Origin of the sequence: Sphingopyxis sp. OPL5 (assembly GCF_003797775.2) — a bacterium.
Lineage (GTDB): Bacteria > Pseudomonadota > Alphaproteobacteria > Sphingomonadales > Sphingomonadaceae > Sphingopyxis.
The window spans coordinates 722268-740977 of record NZ_CP060725.1 but is presented as its reverse complement, the minus strand read 5'-3'; the positions used below and the strand labels follow the sequence as shown (position 1 = coordinate 740977).

At 65.9% G+C, this 18710-nt stretch carries 17 protein-coding genes; 14 read left to right on the top strand and 3 right to left on the bottom strand.

Translation table 11 applies throughout. The features are described 5' to 3' along the window. Positions 1-2 precede the first annotated feature (2 nt). Positions 3-2036 carry a lytic transglycosylase domain-containing protein gene (locus tag EEB18_RS03600; RefSeq protein WP_187139432.1) on the bottom strand — a complete coding sequence of 678 codons (2034 nt, stop codon included), beginning with the start codon at positions 2034-2036 and terminating at the stop codon, positions 3-5. 101 nt (positions 2037-2137) lie between these two features. Between EEB18_RS03600 and dapA the strand changes: the two genes are divergently transcribed. From dapA to EEB18_RS03535, 13 genes are all read left to right on the top strand, one after another. Further along, positions 2138-3013, top strand: coding sequence for a 4-hydroxy-tetrahydrodipicolinate synthase (dapA, locus tag EEB18_RS03595; RefSeq protein WP_187139433.1), 876 nt, complete (start codon positions 2138-2140; stop codon positions 3011-3013). Positions 3014-3020: 7 nt separating this feature from the next. After that, entirely contained in the window at positions 3021-3506 is a 486-nt protein-coding gene (smpB, locus tag EEB18_RS03590) for an SsrA-binding protein SmpB (RefSeq protein WP_056349650.1), read from the top strand. Next, entirely contained in the window at positions 3503-4132 is a 630-nt protein-coding gene (locus EEB18_RS03585; RefSeq protein ID WP_082545114.1) for a DUF2062 domain-containing protein, read from the top strand. The genes smpB and EEB18_RS03585 overlap by 4 nt, the downstream gene beginning before the upstream one ends. A gap of 84 nt (positions 4133-4216) precedes the next feature. Further along, on the top strand, positions 4217-6280 hold the full coding sequence (locus tag EEB18_RS03580) for a M13 family metallopeptidase (RefSeq protein WP_187139434.1): 2064 nt from the start codon (positions 4217-4219) through the stop codon (positions 6278-6280). Positions 6281-6432: 152 nt separating this feature from the next. Continuing rightward, a complete protein-coding gene (locus EEB18_RS03575; RefSeq protein WP_187139487.1) occupies positions 6433-8742 on the top strand; it encodes a response regulator in 2310 nt (769 codons plus the stop codon). Next, positions 8742-9095: a response regulator gene (locus EEB18_RS03570; RefSeq protein WP_056349656.1), complete on the top strand. Its 354-nt coding sequence runs from the start codon at positions 8742-8744 to the stop codon at positions 9093-9095. Before EEB18_RS03575 ends, EEB18_RS03570 begins: the two co-directional genes overlap by 1 nt. A gap of 122 nt (positions 9096-9217) precedes the next feature. After that, positions 9218-10291 carry a recombinase RecA gene (recA, locus tag EEB18_RS03565; RefSeq protein ID WP_187139435.1) on the top strand — a complete coding sequence of 358 codons (1074 nt, stop codon included), beginning with the start codon at positions 9218-9220 and terminating at the stop codon, positions 10289-10291. Between the two features lie 141 nt (positions 10292-10432). Then, entirely contained in the window at positions 10433-11248 is an 816-nt protein-coding gene (speB, locus tag EEB18_RS03560; protein WP_187139436.1) for an agmatinase, read from the top strand. A gap of 12 nt (positions 11249-11260) precedes the next feature. Beyond that, complete coding sequence (locus EEB18_RS03555; protein ID WP_056349664.1) at positions 11261-11884, top strand: glutathione S-transferase family protein; 624 nt, start codon at positions 11261-11263, stop codon at positions 11882-11884. 13 nt (positions 11885-11897) lie between these two features. Next, on the top strand, positions 11898-12461 hold the full coding sequence (locus EEB18_RS03550) for a hypothetical protein (protein WP_187139437.1): 564 nt from the start codon (positions 11898-11900) through the stop codon (positions 12459-12461). Between the two features lie 102 nt (positions 12462-12563). Further along, a complete protein-coding gene (locus EEB18_RS03545; protein ID WP_187139438.1) occupies positions 12564-13301 on the top strand; it encodes a hypothetical protein in 738 nt (245 codons plus the stop codon). A 60-nt stretch (positions 13302-13361) separates the two neighbouring features. Then, a complete protein-coding gene (alaS, locus tag EEB18_RS03540; RefSeq protein WP_187139439.1) occupies positions 13362-16007 on the top strand; it encodes an alanine--tRNA ligase in 2646 nt (881 codons plus the stop codon). After that, positions 16004-16480 carry an SRPBCC family protein gene (locus EEB18_RS03535; RefSeq protein WP_187139440.1) on the top strand — a complete coding sequence of 159 codons (477 nt, stop codon included), beginning with the start codon at positions 16004-16006 and terminating at the stop codon, positions 16478-16480. The genes alaS and EEB18_RS03535 overlap by 4 nt, the downstream gene beginning before the upstream one ends. A gap of 119 nt (positions 16481-16599) precedes the next feature. On the opposite strand, the gene EEB18_RS03530 is transcribed toward EEB18_RS03535, so the two are convergent. Next, a complete protein-coding gene (locus EEB18_RS03530; RefSeq protein ID WP_187139441.1) occupies positions 16600-17013 on the bottom strand; it encodes a holin family protein in 414 nt (137 codons plus the stop codon). A 66-nt stretch (positions 17014-17079) separates the two neighbouring features. Further along, positions 17080-17610 (bottom strand): glycoside hydrolase family 108 protein, encoded by a 531-nt coding sequence (locus EEB18_RS03525; protein WP_262408101.1) that lies wholly within the window; start codon positions 17608-17610, stop codon positions 17080-17082. Positions 17611-17720: 110 nt separating this feature from the next. Between EEB18_RS03525 and EEB18_RS03520 the strand changes: the two genes are divergently transcribed. Then, entirely contained in the window at positions 17721-18698 is a 978-nt protein-coding gene (locus EEB18_RS03520) for an NADPH:quinone oxidoreductase family protein (RefSeq protein WP_187139443.1), read from the top strand. Positions 18699-18710: the final 12 nt, after the last annotated feature.

The window sequence follows — 18710 nt, the reverse complement described above, 5'->3', positions numbered from 1 at the left end:
GATCAGCCGGGGGTGCGCTTGCCGAGATAGAAGCTCAGCGGCGCGTTCGGCAGTGCGCGGTTGCCGTCGCGCAGCGTGTCATAGACGACGGCATTTTCGAGCACCCGCTGGACATAGTTGCGCGTCTCGAAAATCGGGATCGCCTCGATCCAGTCGACCATCTCGATTCCGCCTCCGCGCGGGTCGCCGTTGGCGCGCAGCCATTTGTTCACATTGCCCGGCCCGGCATTGTACGCCGCGACCGCGAGCGGATAGCTGCCGCCGAAATAGCTGAGCATCTGCTGGAAATAGGTCGACCCCAAAGTCATGTTGTAATTGGTATCGACGGTCAGCGACCCGGCGTCGTAGTTCAGGCCGAGCTTGCCCGCTACCTCGCGCGCCGTGCCCGGCATCAGCTGCATCATCCCGCGCGCCCCGGCGTGGCTGATCGCTTGCCGGTCGAACTGGCTTTCCTGCCGCGTGATCGCGTGGATGAAGGTCCAGTTGCCCTCATGGCCCGCAGGAACGCGAACGGTCGGGAAGCCCGACACCTCGACCGCGTCGAGGCTGTTCGCCTGCGCGCTGCGGCCGATCATCACGCCAAGGTCGAGGCGCCCGATCGACGACGCCAGCTGGCCGGCGAGGACATGGTCGGACGGCGTTGTCGCACGGTTGGCGAGCGCGCGCAGGAACAGCGACTGTTCGCGCCACGCGCCGATCTCGCCGAGCGCCCGGGCGGCGCGAACGAGGCGGTCGTCCTCGAACGCGGCCTTTTCGGCCTGGCTGATCTGGATCGACGGCACGGGCACAGGGCGCGGCTGCGGCCGGCTCAGCCGCTCGAGTGACAACTGGCCGTAATATTGGTCATAATGCTGCGCGGCATCGGCGAAATGGGCGTTGGCCGTGGCGCTGTCGCCCGCCGCGAGCGCGGCGCGCCCGGCCCAGTAGAAGCCCTTGGTCCGCGTCTGCGCCGACCGCGCCGCCTCGCCATAGGTGCGGTACAACTGCACGGCTTCGGCCGGGCGCCGCAAATCCCTGAAGGCAAGTTGGCCCGCGAGCCACGCAAGCGACGTAAAATCGTCGCGAACGCTGAGCGGGGTTTCGCGGACGACGGTGCCCGGCGGGAAGGTGTCGCTGAGCTGGCGCGCGATGTTGTAGGCGGTGAGCTTGTCGCCTGCGCTGTCGGCTGCGCGCGCATTGGTGAGCAGGGTTTCGAGCCATTCCTCGGCATCGGTCGGCGCACGGGTCAGCGTGCGCGGCGCCGCGAGCAGCGCGCGCGCCTCGACGACGCGGTTCGCCTTGCGCAGCCAAGTCGCCTTGTCGGTGATATAGCCCGCATCGCTCCGGGTCAGCGCCGGGTTGGCGCTTTCGACCGCGGCGGCTTGCAGCGCGGCGTCGACGGCATTGCTGCGCATCGCGAGCCGCGCGGCAAAGATCGCGCGCCGGTCGGGAGAGACGAAAGCCAGCTGGCGGCTCGCGGCGCCGGTCGCGCCCGACCACAGCAGGCGGTCCATGCGCGCGTCATGGTCGGCCAGCGTCAGCGCGCCGGGGAAGAAGGACAGCGCGCGGCTCGTCTCGACCTCGTCGAGCGTGCCGCCGGTCCAGGCGCGGCGCACCGCGGCATTGGCTTCGTCGCGGCGGCCCGAGGCGTTGAGAGCGAGCGCGTAACGCAAATGGCCGCTCGCGGTCTGCGGCGGATAGGTCTGGAAATAGGCGAGGGTGCGCGCGGGATCATAACTGTCGATCGCGATCGCCTTTTCGGCGCGCGCGCGCATCTTGTCGGAATCGGGCCAGCCCTTGTTGGCGAGCAGGAAGCGCGACAGCTGGTCGAACGAGGCGCCGCTGTTGGCGGTCAGCCGCCGCCATTCCATCACCGCATCGCCGACCGAGTTGGTGCTGACCGGTGGCGACGCCGACGCCGTGGCGAGCCCCATCTGCGCCCGGTACCAGGCCATTTGTTCGGGGGTGAGCTCGCTGGCGTGCGCGATGGTGGGAAGAAAGAGGGCCGCGGCGAGCGCGAGGCGGGAAACGGGTAGCAGCGAATTCATAAGGGCCATGCTAGTGGCAAACTCCTTGCGGGGCGCTGAATAGGCGTCCATGAGCGGGCGCGCTTTGGCCAGCTATCGGTCGCGGCGCCGTTTTTGTAAAGGAGTCCGGCATGTTTTCGGGTTCGATTCCCGCCTTGGTGACGCCGTTTCGCGACGGGGCGTTCGACGCTCCGGCGTTCGCGCGGCTGGTCGACTGGCAGATCGGCGAGGGGACGAGCGCGCTGGTGCCGTGCGGGACGACGGGCGAAAGTCCGACACTCGGTTTCGAAGAACATTATCAGGTCATCGATTGCTGCCTCGATGCCGCTGCGGGCCGCGTACCGGTGATCGCCGGCTGCGGGTCGAACGACACCGCCACCGCGATCCGCCACATGCGCCATGCGCAGGCCGCAGGCGCCGCCGCGGCGCTGATCGTCGCGCCCTATTACAACAAGCCGAGCCAGGCGGGCATCCTCGCCCATTATCAAGCGCTCGCCGATGCGAGCGACCTGCCGATCGTCGTCTATAACGTTCCCGGCCGCACCGTCGCCGACATCGGCGCCGAGACGATGAACAAGCTCGCCGAAATTCCCAGCATCGTCGCGGTCAAGGATGCCAGCGGCGACCTCGCCCGCGTGACGATGCACCGGGCGGGGGCGGGCAAGGATTTCTGCCAGCTCAGCGGCAACGACGATCTATGGCTGCCGCACGCCGCGATGGGCGGCGTCGGCTGCATCTCGGTCACCGCCAATGTCGCGCCGCGCCTGTGTGCCGAGTTCGCCGCCGCCTGCGCCGCGGGCGACTGGGCCAAGGCGCTGGCGCTGCACGACCGCTTGTTCGATCTGCACCGGGCGATGTTCAGCGACAGCTCGCCCGCGCCGGCAAAATATGCGCTGTCGCGCCTCCACGACTGGTTTTCGCCCGAAGTGCGCCTACCTATCATCCCGGCGTCCGATGCATCGTGCAAGGCCGTCGATGCCGCATTGTCCGCGGCTGGAGTGATCTAGGTTCAAAATGGCCCGCCCGCAGTCTGCCGCCGAATTCGACAAGAAAAAGATCGTCGCCGAGAACCGGCGCGCACGCTTCGACTTTGCCATCGAGCAGGTGTTCGAGGCGGGAATCGCGCTGCAGGGGACGGAGGTCAAGGCGCTGCGCTTCGGCGAGGGCACGATCGCCGAAAGCTACGCCGAGGTAAAAGGCGGTGAAGTGTGGCTGATCAACGCCAACATTCCCGAATATAGCCACGGCAACCGGTTGAACCATGAACCGAAAAGGCCGCGCAAGCTGTTGCTCAACTGGCGCGAGGTCAACAAGATGCACGCCGGCGTCGCGCGGCAGGGCATGACGCTCGTGCCGCTCTCGGTCTATTTCAACAGCCGCGGCCGCGCCAAGGTCGAACTCGCGCTCGCCAAGGGCAAGAAGGCGCATGACAAGCGCGAATCGATCAAGGAACGCGACTGGAAGCGCGACAAGCAGCGCCTGATGAAGGACCGCGGATGAGCGGGCCGGAGAAAAAGGTGCGCGACAAGGCGGCAGTGATGAACTGGATCCGCCGCAACTCGCCCTCGCGCGAGGAGTTGCTGGAAAGCCGCTTCATCAAGCCGTTCGCGCACCGCGTCGCGCACAGCCATTTGTGGCGCTTCACGCGGACGTCGGTGCGGCGCGGCACCGCGCTCGGGCTGTTCGTCGGTATCTTCTTCCTCATCCCCGGCGTCCAGATCCTTGGCGTCGCGCTGCTCGCGCTGCCCTTTCGCGCCAATATCCCGATCGGCGCTGCGATGACTTTCCTGTCCAACCCGGTGACCACGCCGCTGATCCTCGCGGCGTCGGTGTGGCTCGGCAGCTTCCTGTTCGGGCTGCACACCAATGTCTCGAACCTCTACATTCTCTATGATGAGGGTGCCTCGCTCGTCGAATGGTGGGACTGGTTCACCGCGAATGCCGGCACCGCGCTGCTCGGCGGACTGGCGGGGTTGTTCGTGATCTCGGCAGTGTCGGCGGTCGTTGGCTATGTGCTCGCGTCGGTGATCTGGGACAATTGGATTCGCCTCCGCTGGCGCCGCAAGATCAGCCGCGCGCGCGACAAACGACTTGAGGCATCGACGAGCGACACGGTGGTCGGTTGAACCGCCCGCGCGGCGGCGTATAGATTTTCCCATCGCAAGATCGCCCCGCATGCATCGCGGAGCCATATACCACTGGGGAATATCATGACTCGTCCGACACAGCATCCTCGCCTTCTGGCGACCGCGGCGCTTGGCGCCCTGCTCTTTGCCGCCGTGCCCGCCATCGCCAAGGAAAAGGCGGCGACGACCGAGGCCGCCGCGAAACCCGCAGCCAAGCCCGAGATCGGCGATTTCGGTTTCGACGCGACCGGCATGGACAAGAGCGTCCAGCCGGGCGACGATTTCTATGCCTATGCCAATGGCGCCTGGGCCAAGAAGACCCTCATCCCCGATGACAAGTCCAATTACGGCATGTTCACCGCGCTCGCCGACCTGTCGCAGGCGCGCACCCGCGAAATCCTCGACGTGGCGAAGAGCGACCCGAACAGCATGATCGGCCGCGCTTACGCCTCCTATCTCGACGGTGCGGCGGTCGAGGCCAAGGGCCTGGCGCCGATCCAGCCCTGGCTGACCAAGATTCGCGCCGTCGACAAGGCCGGCCTCGCCAAGCTGCTCGCCGAAGCCGACCGCAGCGGCGTCCAGCATTTCTTCGGCGGCTATGTCGGGCAGGACGACAAGAACCCCGACGTCTATATCTATTCGGTGTTCCAGGGCGGCATCGGCATGCCCGACCGCGACTTCTATCTGAAGGACGGCGAGCGTAACGCCAAGCTGCAGGCGGCGTACCTCAAGCATCTGGAAAATGTGCTGCTGCTGGCGGGCGAAACCAACGCCGCGGCGCGCGCGCAGGCGATCTATGACTTCGAAAAGCAGGTCGCGACGGTCCATTGGGACAAGAACGACAGCAGCGACGCGACCAAGACCTATAACAAGATGACGATAGGTGAACTGACCCAGGCGGCTCCCGGCTTCGACTGGGCGGCCTTCGTCAAGGGCATCGGCATCAACGAAACCTCGCTGATCGTGGCGCAGCCGACCGCCTTCACCGGCGAGGCCAAGCTGCTCGCCGACGCGCCGATCGGCGTGATCCGCGACGCGCTGATCGTGCGCAGCCTCGACGCCTTCTCGGGTGTGCTGCCCGATGCCGTCGCCAAGGAAGCCTTCTCCTTCTATGGCACCGCGCTGTCGGGCACGCCGCAGATGCAGGAGCGCTGGAAGCGCGCGGTCGATTTCACCACCAACAATATGGGCGAGGCCGTCGGGCAGGATTATGTCGCGAAATATTTCCCGCCCGAAACCAAGGCGGCGATGGACGGGCTGGTCAAGAATGTGCTCGCCGCGCTCGACACCCGCATCGGCAACCTCGAATGGATGCAGCCCGAAACCAAGGTGAAGGCGAAGAAGAAGCTTGCGAATTTCACCACCAAGATCGGCTATCCCGACCGGTGGAAGGATTATGGCAAGCTCGAGATCAAGGCCGACGACCTATTCGGCAATGCGTTGCGGTCGAACCAGTTCGCGCATGACGACAATGTGAGCCGCCTCGGCGGTCCGATCCGTCGCTGGGAATGGGGGATGACCCCGATGGAGGTCAACGCCTACGCCAATTTCGGCATGAACGAGATCGTCTTCCCGGCCGCGATCCTGCAGCCGCCCTTCTTTGACCCGCACGCCGATGCGGCGGTCAACTATGGCGGCATCGGTGCGGTGATCGGGCACGAGATCAGCCATCATTTCGACGATCAGGGCGCGAAATATGACGAGACCGGCAAGCTCGCCGACTGGTGGACCCCCGCCGACGTCGCGGCGTTCGAAGCCGCCGGCAAGGCGCTGGTCGCGCAATATGACGCCTATGAAGTGCTGCCCGGCGAACATCTCGACGGCACCTTCACGCTGGGCGAGAATATCGGCGATCTCGCGGGTCTGACGATCGCCTATGACGCCTATCAGAAGTCGCTGGGCGGCAAGCCGGCGCCGGTGATCGACGGACTGACCGGCGACCAGCGCTTCTTCCTCGGCTGGGCGCAGGTGTGGCGGCGCAACTATCGCGAGCAGAATCTGGCGCAGCGCATCACCACCGATCCGCATTCGCCCTCGATCCAGCGGACTTGGGTCTCGCGCAACCTTGACCCTTGGTATAAGGCCTATCAGATCAAGGAAGGCCAGAAGCTGTATCTGGCGCCGGCTGACCGCGTCCGCATCTGGTAACGCCTTAAAGGGACATCTCATTGACCACCACGAGCCTGCCTTCCGCTGAAAACGACTTCAGCAGGGGGGCAGGCCCGGGGGTGTCGCCGGAGCTTGCCGGCGGGCTGTCGCGGTTCGACGCGGCGCTGCTCGGCGGGTTGGCGATCGTGTCGATGGCGCTGTTGTTCTGGGCGACGCGCGACGCGGTGCTGGCGGCGGGTTTCCTCGCCGGGCTGGCGGTTACCGGCGGCGCGGTGATCCTGCTGCGCCGGCTTTTTCCTGCGGCCGTCGGCGGCGAGGCGGCGTTGCCCGACTGGACGATGCTGCGCGCCGCGGTCGATCATGACGATGTCGGTATCGCGGTGACCGACCGCGCCGGGCGACTCGTCTGCGCCAACGACCTGTTCGCGACCTGGATGGGCGGCTTCGTGACCCCGCCTGGCCTGCCGCTCGAAGGACGCGGCGCCGAATTGCTCAAGAACGCCGGGCGCACCGCCTGGCGCGACGGCCAGGGCGAGGTAGAAGACCTGACGGTCGGCACCCTCCACCTGCGCGCACAGGTGATCCGCACCGGCCTGTCCGAAGATTATCTGGTGTGGCGTTTTTCGGCGGTCGAACGGCTCGATCTCGTCTCCGAAATCAGCCGTCATCTCGATGGCCCGGCGGGCCGCACGCTCGGCCAGGCGGGGATCATGGCGGCGCTGGTCAACGCCGAGGGACGACTGCGGGTTGCCAATCACGCCTTCCTGCTGCGCGCGCTGGGGGAGAGCGACGCGACCCATTATGCGGGCCGCGACGTCGCGCCGCTGCTCCGGCTCGACGATGCCGGGACGCTCTATTTCGGGCGCGAGGGCGAACGTGCGACGCCGGTCCGCCTGCTCCAGATCCCGTTGATTCCCGCCGACAGCCATGGTCCGATGCTGCTGGCGCTGATCGACGAGGAGGTCGGCGCGGCCGATCGCGGCACCGCGCAAACTTATGTCGAGACCTTGCTCTCGCTTCTGCCCTTTGGCCTCGCGATGGTCGATCGCGACGGGCGCTTCCTCTATATGAACCGCGCCTTCGTGCGCGCCGCCGGATTGTCCGAGAGCAAGATGCCGCGCTACCCGGGCGATATCGTCGTCAGCGAGGACAAGGGCCCGCTCGCCGACATGATTCGCCGCCACAGCAGCGGACAACAGGTCGGCGGCGACCTGTCGATCCGGCTCGCCGGGCAGGGCGACGAGCCCGTGTCGATGCGCGTCGTCGGGGTGCGCGGGCTCGGCGAGGCTGCGGTGCTGCTCAGCCTCAAGGATTCGAGCGAAGAATCGCGGCTCAAGCGCCAGGTCGCGCAGGCATCGAAGATGCAGGCGGTCGGCCAGCTCGCGGGCGGCGTGGCGCATGATTTCAACAACATCCTGACCGCGGTGCTCGGCAGCTGCGACCTCATGTTGATGCGCCACACGCCGGGCGACAGCGACTATGACGATATCCAGCAGATCCGCAGCAACGCCAATCGCGCCGCGAGCCTGACGCGGCAGTTGCTCGCCTTCTCGCGGCAACAGACGCTACGCCCGCAGATTCTGCAATTGCCCGACGTTATTTCGGAGGTGTCGCACCTCCTGAAACGCCTGATCGGTGAGACGGTGCAATTGTCGGTGCGCCACGGGCGCGGACTGGGCGCGGTGCGTGCCGACCCGGGGCAACTCGAACAGGTCATCATCAACCTTGCGGTCAATGCGCGCGATGCGATGGCGGGGCAGGGGACGCTGACGATGGAGACCTACCCGGTCACCGCCGCCGAGGTGCGCGCGATGGGCAGCGACGTGATGCCGCCCGCCGATTATAGCGCGCTCAAGGTCAGCGACACCGGCGGCGGCATTCCCGCCGACGTGCTGCCCAAGATTTTCGAACCCTTTTTCACCACCAAGGATGTCGGCAAGGGAACCGGACTCGGCCTTTCGACCGTCTATGGCATCATCAAGCAGTCGGCGGGCTTCATCTTCGCCGACAGCAGGCCGGGCGAGGGCGCGAGCTTCACCATCTACCTGCCGGTCCATCGCGCCGACAAGGATGCGCCCGCCGTCGCGCCGCCGCCCCCCAAACCCAAGAAGAGCCAGTGGGGCACCGGCACGATCCTTCTCGTCGAGGACGAGGATATGGTGCGTGCGGTCGCCGAGCGGGCGCTGACCCGCGCCGGCTACACCGTCGTCACCGCGTCGCAGGGCGAGGAAGGGCTCGAACGCTTCGGCCAGATGGACAAGGTCGACCTGATCCTGACCGACGTGATGATGCCGACGATGGACGGGCCGGCGATGGTCCGCGCGTTGCGCGCCAAGCGTCCCGACCTGCCCGTTTTGTTCATGTCGGGCTATGCCGAGGAACAATTGCGCCAGTCGATCGATATTGATCATGTGTCCTTTCTTCCCAAACCCTTTTCGGTCGCGCAATTGACCGAGGCAACCTCGGCGGCGCTCGACGCCGCGGCGCAGCGGGCCGGCTGATGACGGCGAATCGCAACATCCTGCTCGTCGAGGACGATGTGCTGATCGGCATGATGCTGGTCGACATGTTCGACGCGCTGGGCTTCCCAGAACCCGCACAGGCGGCGAGCGTCGAGGATGCTCTGGCGATCATCGCGGCGCAGCCGGTCGACGCGGCGCTGGTCGACATCAATCTCGGCGAGGCGAAGGGCTGGCCGGTCGCCGATGCGCTCGCGGCGAAGGATATTCCCTTCGCCTTCACGTCGGGTGGTGGCGACGCGATTCCGCCGGCGCACGCCCACCGCAAGCTGGTATCGAAGCCGTTCCGGCTCAGCGAAATCGAAACCGTTCTCAACGAATTTTTCGACGGATAAGCGTGCGGTTTGCGCCGCCGCAACAAATTTTGTTCCACTCTTGTTCCTTGAGAACAAATGCCGTACACAGGTCCGGCGTTGCGATGCTTCTGCCTTCGCGATAGAGCAGGAAAGGGACGGTCATGGCCGGTCAATTGTCACTCGTGGAATCGGGGAAATCAGTGAACAGCACGGACAGGCAGAAGGCGCTCGACGCCGCCTTGGCACAAATCGATCGCGCCTTCGGCAAGGGCTCGGTGATGAAATTGGGTTCGAAGGAGACGATGCAGGTCGAAGCGATTTCGACCGGATCGCTCGGACTCGACATCGCCCTCGGCGTCGGCGGCCTGCCGCGCGGGCGCGTCATCGAAATCTACGGCCCCGAAAGCTCGGGCAAGACCACCCTCGCGCTCCACGTCCTTGCCGAGGCGCAGAAGGGCGGCGGCACCGTCGCTTTCGTCGACGCCGAACATGCGCTCGACCCGGTCTATGCCAGGAAACTTGGCGTCAATATCGACGAACTGATCGTGTCGCAGCCCGACACCGGCGAACAGGCGCTCGAAATCGTCGACACGCTGGTGCGCTCGAACGCGATCGACGTGCTCGTCGTCGACTCGGTCGCCGCGCTCGTTCCGCGTGCCGAAATCGAGGGCGAGATGGGCGACAGCCATGTCGGCCTGCAGGCGCGCTTGATGTCGCAGTCGCTGCGTAAGCTCACCGGCTCGATCAGCCGTTCGCGCTGCATGGTGATCTTCATCAACCAGCTGCGCATGAAGATCGGCGTGATGTACGGCAACCCCGAGACAACGACGGGCGGCAACGCGCTGAAATTCTACGCTTCGGTTCGCCTCGACATCCGCCGCACCGGCCAGATCAAGAATGGCGACGAGATCGTCGGCAACACCACTCGCGTCAAGGTCGTCAAGAACAAGGTCGCACCGCCGTTCAAGCAGGTCGAATTCGACATCATGTATGGCCAGGGCATCTCCAAGATCGGCGAGATTCTCGATCTCGGCGTCAAGGCGGGCATCGTCGAGAAATCGGGCGCCTGGTTCAGCTATGATTCGATCCGCATCGGACAGGGCCGCGAGAATTCCAAGACCTTCCTCAAGGATAACCCCGAACTGATGGAACGGCTGGAAACCGCGATCCGCGGCAAGACAGACCAGGTCGCCGAGGAAATGATGGCCGGCCCCGACGACGACACCGACGACTGATAGGAATCCGGTCGGTCCGTTCCTGCGGACCGGCCGTCCAACGGCGGCGGGTTCCTTGCCCCTCAGGTTCGCAACCCTCTCGCGGACCGGCCCGCCCGCCGTTGGCCTTGCGCGGCCCTTTCGAGCGGCTACAAGCACGCCATGCCCGCGATCCGCCTCTTTGGCCTGCCCACCGACGTCAACAGCAGCTTCGAACGCGGCGCCGCCGCCGGCCCCGCCGCGATCCGCGCCCAGCTCTGGAGCGAGCGCGGCAATATGGCGAGCGAGCTCGGCCCCGAACTCGGCACCGACATCGCCTTCGCCGACGACGGCGACCTCGCGCTGACCGAGGACACCGCGCGCGACGACGCGATGATTCGCCGCCACGTCGGGCTTGTGCGCGAAGATGGTGAAATTCCACTCGCCCTCGGCGGCGACCATGCCGTGACTCTTCCGCTCGTCGAGGCGGCGGCGGCCTGTTTCGGGCCGGTCAACATCCTCCATATCGACGCGCATCCCGACCTCTACGACGATTTCGAGGGCAATCCGCGCAGCCACGCCTCGCCCTTCGCCCGCATCTACGATGGCGGCCATGCCGCGCGGCTGGTGCAGGTCGGCATCCGCACGCTGAACCGACACTGCCGCGAGCAGGCCGACCGCTTCGGGGTCGAGATCGTGCCGATGGCGGGTTTCACCCCCGACGCGGTGCCGATAATCGAAGGCCCGCTCTACATCTCGATCGACATGGACGGCATCGACCCGTCGGCGGCGCCCGGCGTCGCGCATCCCGAGCCTGGCGGACTGACGGTGCGCGAACTGCTCGCCGTCCTGCACAAACAGACCGCGCCGATTATTGGCGCCGATATCGTCGAACATCATCCCGGCCGCGATATCGGCGAGGTCACCGCGATCCTCGGCGCCAAGCTGGTGCGCGAGATCGCGGCGCTGATCGATCGCAACGGGACCTACACACCATAAGAGGAGAGCGACATGAGCCTGATCGTCCACCACCTGAACAACAGCCGTTCGCAGCGCATCCTGTGGCTGCTCGAGGAACTGGGTGCGCCCTATGAAATCAAGCACTACCAGCGCGACGCCGTCACCAACCTCGCGCCGCCCGAATTGAAGGCCATTCATCCCCTCGGCAAATCGCCGTTGCTTGAAGATGCGGGGCGGGTGATCCAGGAATCGGGCGCGATCGCCGAATATTTGTGCGACAATTATGGCGGTGAGGCGCTGGTTCCAGCGCGCGGCACCGACGACCATGTCCGCCACCTCGAACTCATCCACTTCGCCGAAGGATCGGCGATGACCCCGATCCTGCTCAACATCTACCTTGGCCGGCTCGGCGACGCCGCGGCGCCGGTGAAGCCGCGGATCGACGAGCAACTCGACGCGCATTTCCGCTATCTCGACAATGAAGTGAACGACGCCGGCCATTTCATCGGCGACGGGCTGTCGGCGGCCGACATCATGCTCAGCTTCCCGGCTGAGGTTGCCGCGATGGGCGGCGCCGACCGATATCCCAAGCTGGCGGCCTTCGTGGCCGCGATGCACGCACGCCCGACGTGGCAGGCGGCGCGTGCGAAGGGCGGGGCTTATTTTGTCTTCTGACCGCCTGCGCATTATGGCCGCCGCCGTCCTGTTCGGCCTCGCGGTTCCAGCGGCGGCGCAATCGCCGCTGCTCGGTCCCGAGGTCGAGCGCGTCGTCAACGCCCCCGAAGGCGCAAGCTTCGTGCCGGACGCCGCCGACGAGAGTGACGCGATGGGCCGTGTCGCATCCTATACGATGGCGCTCGCGCGGCGCGATTTCGCGTCGGCCTATGCGATGTTGCGGCTGTCGTTTCAGGCGTCGAACCCGCGGCTCGAATGGGAAACCAATTTGCGCAAGCGCGAGACGCTTTGGGCCGACGGCATCATCCGCGTCCTGCGGTTGAGCTGGTATCAGGATCCGGCCGGGCAGCCGCCGGGGCTTTACGCCGCCTTCGATTTTCGCGGCGATCGCGCCGACGGTACGATGGATTGCGGCTATGTCGTCGTCCACCGCGCGGCCCCGGGATCGGGCTTCACCATCGTACGCACCGACACGTCCGAGGTGCCGATCGAGATGATGGAGGATGGCATCCCCAAGGCCGAAGTCCTGCGCCAGCTGCCCTGTTATCTTGGTAAGGGGATCGCGACCGCCTTTTGACGGTACAGGTCTGAAACCCAAGCAAATTCGGCTTGCGGTGCGATATGGCGCGCGGCAAGCTTCGCGCGCCGCCGTCCGGCGGTTTCCGGTGGGGGAATGATCATGGCGGTGATGGCTCTTGCGTTGCTGGCGGCTGCGGCCGGCCAGCCTGAAATCAAGGTCGCGCCGGTGCCCGGGAAGGGCTTTGTCGCGACCGTCGCGGTGATCGACGCCGATCAATATGATCCCGTCATTGATCGCATCAAGGTGCTGGCCACTCAACGCTGCGGGGCACTCAAGGTCCGGTTTGGCCGCTATTATTTCGACAACCAGATCGACGTCGATCGCGGTGTGACGGTGATCAAGGATTTCCGTCAGAACTTCTCCTGCTACGATCCGGCGACCGATCCCTATAAGCCCGTGCCCATCGACTGGACGGCGAATGCTGTCGAGATCGGGGCGGCCACACAATTTGCGACGCGCTTTCTGAACAATCTCGACCGAGGGAATAGCGCGACGCTGGCGGGCATGATGGACCCGGCACTTGAGGCGACCCCGGACGAAATGGCCCGCTTCAGCAAGGAAGCGAAGATGCACCAGACGGGCGCGGGGCAGTTCACGGCGCGGCTCGACGGCTGGCTCAACAATCCCGAGGATGCGGCCTATCCCGGCGCCTATGCCTATTTCGCGGTTCTGAGCTCGCATCCCGGGATCGCCGGAACCTGTGGCGGGCTGCTTCTCTATCGCGTTCGCACCGGCGTCTATAACGTATCGCAATATGATGTGCGCTACGTCTCGCAGGCCTTGATCGACGAAGCCGGATATTCCGATGAGGAGCTTAATCGGCTTTGCCAGCGATAGGTTGGGGGCAAACCAACCATCATGCTTGAGAAACGCGGCGTAGCGCACTAGATCGCGCGGATGACATCGACCAACGACATTCGCCGCTCGTTCCTCGACTATTTCGCGGGGACCGGCCACCATATCGAACCGTCGGCGCCGCTGGTGCCGTACAACGACCCGACGTTGATGTTCGTCAACGCCGGGATGGTGCCGTTCAAGAATGTCTTCACCGGGCTGGAGAAGCGCCCGTACAGCACTGCGGCCTCGTCGCAGAAATGTGTCCGCGCCGGCGGCAAGCACAACGACCTCGACAATGTCGGCTTCACCGCGCGCCACCATACTTTCTTTGAAATGCTCGGGAATTTCTCCTTCGGCGACTATTTCAAGGAACAGGCGATCCACCATGCCTGGACGCTGATCACCAAGACCTGGGGCCTTGCACCCGAGCGGCTGACCGCGACCGTCTATCACACCGATGACGAGGCCTATGACCTGTGGCGCAAGATCGCGGGCCTGCCCGAGGAGCGGATCATCCGCATCGCCACCAGCGACAATTTCTGGTCGATGGGCGACACCGGGCCGTGTGGGCCGTGCAGCGAAATATTCTACGACCATGGCGACCATATCTGGGGCGGCCCGCCGGGATCGGCGGAGGAGGACGGCGACCGCTTCGTCGAAATCTGGAACCTGGTGTTCATGCAATATGACCAGCGCGGACCGGGCGACCGCATCGACCTGCCGAAGCCGAGCATCGACACCGGCATGGGGCTGGAGCGCGTTGCCGCGGTGCTGCAGGGCGTCACCGACAATTATGACACCGACACCTTCAAGGCACTGATCGCGGCGTCGGTAGATCTGACCGGCGTTCCCGCCGAGGGCGCAACGCAGGCGAGCCACCGGGTAATCGCCGATCATCTGCGCGCATCGAGCTTCCTGATCGCCGACGGGGTGCTGCCGTCGGCCGAGGGCCGCGGTTATGTGCTGCGCCGGATCATGCGGCGCGCGATGCGCCACGCGCATCTGCTCGGCGCCAAGGATCCGCTGATGTACCGGCTTCTGCCGTCGCTGACCGCCGAAATGGGCGCCGCTTATCCGGAGCTGATCCGCGCCCAGCCCCTGATCGCAGAGACGCTGGAGCGCGAGGAGACGAAGTTCCGTCAGACGCTCGACAAGGGGCTGCGGCTGCTCGACGAGGCGACGGTCGGCATGGGTGCGGGCGCGACGCTGCCCGGAGACGTCGCGTTCAAGCTCTATGACACCTTCGGCTTCCCCTATGATCTGACCGAGGATGCGCTGCGCACGCAGGATATCACGGTCGATCGCGCGGGCTTCGACGCGGCAATGGCGCAGCAGAAGGCGGCGGCGCGCGCGGCGTGGAAGGGCAGCGGGCAGAAGGCGTCGGAGGAAATCTGGTTCGACCTCGCCGAAACCAACGGCAGCACCGAATTCACCGGTTATGGCGCGACGGTCGGCGAGGGCGAGGTGATCGCGCTCGTCAAGGATGGCGTGCAGGTCAATGAGGCGAAGGCGGGCGACGAACTGGTGGTGCTGACCAACCAAACGCCTTTTTATGGCGAGAGCGGCGGCCAGATGGGCGACAGCGGCACGATCGCGACGCTCGGCGGCGCCGCGGCGACGGTGAGCGATACGAGCAAGCCGCTCGGGCGCTTGCACGCGCATCAGGCAAAGCTGGAGAGCGGGACGCTGAAGGTCGGCGACACCGTGCAGTTGACCGTCGATGCCGCGCGGCGCGACCGGATTCGCGCCAATCACAGCGCGACGCACCTGCTGCACGCGGCGCTGCGCAATCGGCTGGGCGGGCATGTGACGCAAAAGGGCAGCCTGGTCGCCGAAGACCGCTTCCGCTTCGACTTTTCGCACCCCAAGGCGCTGACGGCGGAAGAGATCGCCGACGTCGAGGCGGATGTGAACGCGCAGATTCGCGGCAACGAGGCGGTGACGACGCGGTTGATGACCCCCGACGATGCGGTCGCCGCGGGCGCGCTCGCGCTGTTCGGCGAGAAATATGGCGACGAGGTGCGCGTGCTCAGCATGGGTGCGGCGGACGAACATCATTATTCGGTCGAACTGTGCGGCGGCACGCATGTGCGGGCGCTGGGCGATATCGCGCTGCTCAAGATCGTCGGCGAATCGGCGGTGTCGTCGGGGGTGCGGCGCATCGAGGCGCTGACCGGCGACGCGGCGCGGTTGTGGCTGAACGGCCGCGACGAGGCGCTGAAGGCGGCGGCAGCGGCGCTCAAGACCTCGCCCGACGATGTGCCGGCGCGCGTTGCGGCGCTCGCCGAGCAATTGAAGAAGGTCGAGCGCGAACTGGCTGACGCGAAGAAGGCGCTCGCCCTTGGCGGTTCTGGCGGCGGCGGTGTCGCGGCGGGGCCGGCGGTCGAGCAAATCGGTGATACCGCCTTCCTCGCGCAGGTCGTCGAGGGGCTCGATCCCAAGGAACTGCGCGGTACGGTCGATGGCTTGAAGAAGCAGGTCGGCAGCGGTGTGGCGATGCTGGTTGCGGTTAACGACGGGCGCGCTTCGGTTGCGGTGGGCGTGACCGAGGGCGTAGTCCACAATGCCGTCGATCTGGTCAAGCTCGCGGTTGCGGCGCTCGGAGGGCAGGGCGGCGGCGGGCGGCCCGACATGGCGCAGGGCGGCGGTCCCGACGGCGCTGCGGCCGATGCCGCGGTCGCGGCCGTCAAAGCCGCGCTCGCTTGAAACCGACCAAGAAGACGCGGCGTACCGATCATGCCGAACGGCTGATCGCCGCGCCGTTGGTCGATGTGTTTGCCGCCTTCACCAGCGAGGCGAAGCTGGCGCGCTGGTTGCCGCCCGAGGGCGCGACGGGGACGTTCGAGCATATCGACCTGCGCGCCGGCGGCGGCTTTCTGATGCGGCTGACCTTCGACGACGCCGATGTCGAGACCAAGAGCGACGATGATGGCGATGTTGTCGAAGTCTATATTCCGGTGCTCGACGACGGGCGGCTCGTCGTGTGGGAGGTCGAGTTCGTGTCGGACGACCCGCGCTTTTCGGGCACGATGTCGATGCACTGGTATTTGTCGCGGCAGAGCGGTGGCACGCTGGTCACGATCGACGCGCATCATGTGCCACCGGGGATTTCGGCGAAGGACCATCTGGAGGGGCTGAATTCCTCGCTGGCGAATTTGGCGGCGGTGGTGGAGGGATAACGACACCATAGAAATCCCGTTCGTGTCGAGCGAAGTCGAGACACCCGTCGGGTGCCGCACTTTCGAGGCATCTCGACTTCGCTCTATGCGAACGGGATTTGAGGTGGGCTTTGCCGTTTTTAGCTCTCCACCCCTCTCACCTTCCCCCACGCCCGCGCGGCGGTATAGCCCAGATAGCCCGTGCCGAAGAGCGCGTAGAGCGGTTCGGGGATGCCGGCGAGATAGGCGTTCATACCCTCGGCGATGCCCTTTGCCATCTCGGGCCGCGCCGCGGCGATCAGGCCCATCGGGATCGCCCACAGCAACAGCGCATACATGACATAGAGGAAACTCGGCCGCGCGCGGCTGGTCCACGGGTCGGCGCTGTTCGCCTCGGCGACGATCGCGGTCATCTGGGTGCGGATCGCTTCCATTTCCTGCGTGCCCTCGAGCTTGAGCAGTTCGAGTTTCGCGCGGTCGCGCGCTTCGGGGTCGGGGATGATCTTGTCGATCAGCCTGGCGATGGGGCCGATCAGGCCTTCGATAATGCTCATGACGTCATTTCCTTTTTGCTAGAGAATCCTCACAACTTCACACTGAATCGACATGTTTTCGAAGGGTCAGTCCGGCCCGATACGGTTGGCGAGCCAGCCATAGAGAAAGGCCTCCTGGCTGGGACGGCGTTCGGCGAGCGCGATGTAGCGTTCGCCCTGCAGCGCCTCCATCGCACGTAGCAGCACCGTCTCGCCGCCCGCGCCGCGCGCCCGCAGGAAGGCATCGAGCGCGGCGAGGGTACGCGGGCCGATCTCGCGATCGACCGCGACGTCGGGATAGTCGCGCGCCGAGCGGTTCAAGGCGTTGAGCGCGCGCTGCAGAAAGCCGGTCGCGGTCGTGGTGCCCATGTTGACGCCGGTATCGAACAATTCGGCGGCGATCGCGGGCGCGCGGTGGGCGACCTGGTCATAAGCGGGGCGCTGCCAATAGAGGCGGCGGTAGATCGACACGGCCTCCTCGCGCGGCAGGCCGCGCATGTCGCCGCCATAACCCTGCGCGCGGGCGACGGCTTCGGTGATTCCCCAGCAGGTCGCGCCGCCGCGATCGACGGAGTGGTTTACATAAGCGCCTTCGCGGTCGATGACGGCATCGATCATCGCGTCGGCGTCGAAAGACGGTCTTTGTGGTCTGGGCATGAGTCGTATCTCCGGTTTGTTGAACGGACAAAACGAACCATATTGGAATAAATTAGGAAAGGCTTTTCTCCATGCAGGCGTTGCAGGTCAGGGAATTGGCGGAAAATCATGGTGGCTGCGGGCTGGTCGACCTGGCCGTCCCCGAACCGGGACCGGGCGAGGTGCGGGTGCGGGTGCGCGCGGCGGCGGTGAATTTCCCCGACCTTCTGATGACGCGCGGGGCGTATCAGTTGAAACCCGACCTGCCGTTCGTGCCGGGGCTGGAATTCGCCGGCGAAGTTGAAGCGCTGGGCGAGGGGGTTTTACGCTGGTCGGTCGGCGACGCGGTGATCGGCGGCAACCGTTTCGGGGCGATGGCAGACTATGTCGTGGTGCCGGCGGCGGCCCTGCGCGCCAAACCCGGGCGGCTGTCGTGGGAGGAGGCCGCAGCCTATGGCGTGGCGTATCTGACCGCCTATGTCGCGCTCGTTCGCTGCGCGCGGGTAGAAGCGGGCGAAACAGTGCTGGTGCACGGCGCGGCGGGCGGGGTCGGTCTGGCGACGGTCGATTTGGGCAAGGCGCTGGGCGCGCAGGTGATCGCGGCGGCGAGCAGTGCGGAGAAGCGCGCGGCGCTGGCCGAATATTATGCGCCCGACGCGGTGATCGCGGCCGATCCGGGCTTTCGCGACGAGGTCAAGGCGCTGACCGGCGGGCGCGGCGCCGACGTGATCTTCGATCCCGTGGGGGGCGATATATTCGACGAATCGACCCGCTGCATCGCGTTCGGCGGGCGGCTGCTGGTGATCGGCTTCGCATCGGGACGCATCCCCGAGGTGTCGGTCAATATGCCGTTGATCAAGGGCTTTTCGGTCGTCGGGGTGCGTGCGGGCGAATATGGCCGCCGGTTCCCGGCGCGCGGTGCCGAGAATATCGCGGCGATCGATGCGCTGGCCGCCGGGGGACGAATCCGGCCGCATGTCCATGCCGCGCTGGCCCTCGCCGACTGGCGCGAGGGCTTTGCGATGCTCGAACGGCGCGCGGTGGTGGGGAAGGTCGTCCTGATCCCCTAACGCCTGACCGAC

What these genes read in the sequence shown, in the direction of transcription:
- EEB18_RS03600 (WP_187139432.1), bottom strand. Translation starts at nt 2,036, where the DNA reads ATGGCCCTTATGAATTCGCTGCTACCCGTTTCCCGCCTCGCGCTCGCC.
- dapA (WP_187139433.1), top strand. Translation starts at nt 2,138, where the DNA reads ATGTTTTCGGGTTCGATTCCCGCCTTGGTGACGCCGTTTCGCGACGGG.
- smpB (WP_056349650.1), top strand. Translation starts at nt 3,021, where the DNA reads ATGGCCCGCCCGCAGTCTGCCGCCGAATTCGACAAGAAAAAGATCGTC.
- EEB18_RS03585 (WP_082545114.1), top strand. Translation starts at nt 3,503, where the DNA reads ATGAGCGGGCCGGAGAAAAAGGTGCGCGACAAGGCGGCAGTGATGAAC.
- EEB18_RS03580 (WP_187139434.1), top strand. Translation starts at nt 4,217, where the DNA reads ATGACTCGTCCGACACAGCATCCTCGCCTTCTGGCGACCGCGGCGCTT.
- EEB18_RS03575 (WP_187139487.1), top strand. Translation starts at nt 6,433, where the DNA reads ATGGCGCTGTTGTTCTGGGCGACGCGCGACGCGGTGCTGGCGGCGGGT.
- EEB18_RS03570 (WP_056349656.1), top strand. Translation starts at nt 8,742, where the DNA reads ATGACGGCGAATCGCAACATCCTGCTCGTCGAGGACGATGTGCTGATC.
- recA (WP_187139435.1), top strand. Translation starts at nt 9,218, where the DNA reads ATGGCCGGTCAATTGTCACTCGTGGAATCGGGGAAATCAGTGAACAGC.
- speB (WP_187139436.1), top strand. Translation starts at nt 10,433, where the DNA reads ATGCCCGCGATCCGCCTCTTTGGCCTGCCCACCGACGTCAACAGCAGC.
- EEB18_RS03555 (WP_056349664.1), top strand. Translation starts at nt 11,261, where the DNA reads ATGAGCCTGATCGTCCACCACCTGAACAACAGCCGTTCGCAGCGCATC.
- EEB18_RS03550 (WP_187139437.1), top strand. Translation starts at nt 11,898, where the DNA reads ATGGCCGCCGCCGTCCTGTTCGGCCTCGCGGTTCCAGCGGCGGCGCAA.
- EEB18_RS03545 (WP_187139438.1), top strand. Translation starts at nt 12,564, where the DNA reads ATGGCGGTGATGGCTCTTGCGTTGCTGGCGGCTGCGGCCGGCCAGCCT.
- alaS (WP_187139439.1), top strand. Translation starts at nt 13,362, where the DNA reads ATGACATCGACCAACGACATTCGCCGCTCGTTCCTCGACTATTTCGCG.
- EEB18_RS03530 (WP_187139441.1), bottom strand. Translation starts at nt 17,013, where the DNA reads ATGAGCATTATCGAAGGCCTGATCGGCCCCATCGCCAGGCTGATCGAC.
- EEB18_RS03525 (WP_262408101.1), bottom strand. Translation starts at nt 17,610, where the DNA reads ATGATCGATGCCGTCATCGACCGCGAAGGCGCTTATGTAAACCACTCC.
- EEB18_RS03520 (WP_187139443.1), top strand. Translation starts at nt 17,721, where the DNA reads ATGCAGGCGTTGCAGGTCAGGGAATTGGCGGAAAATCATGGTGGCTGC.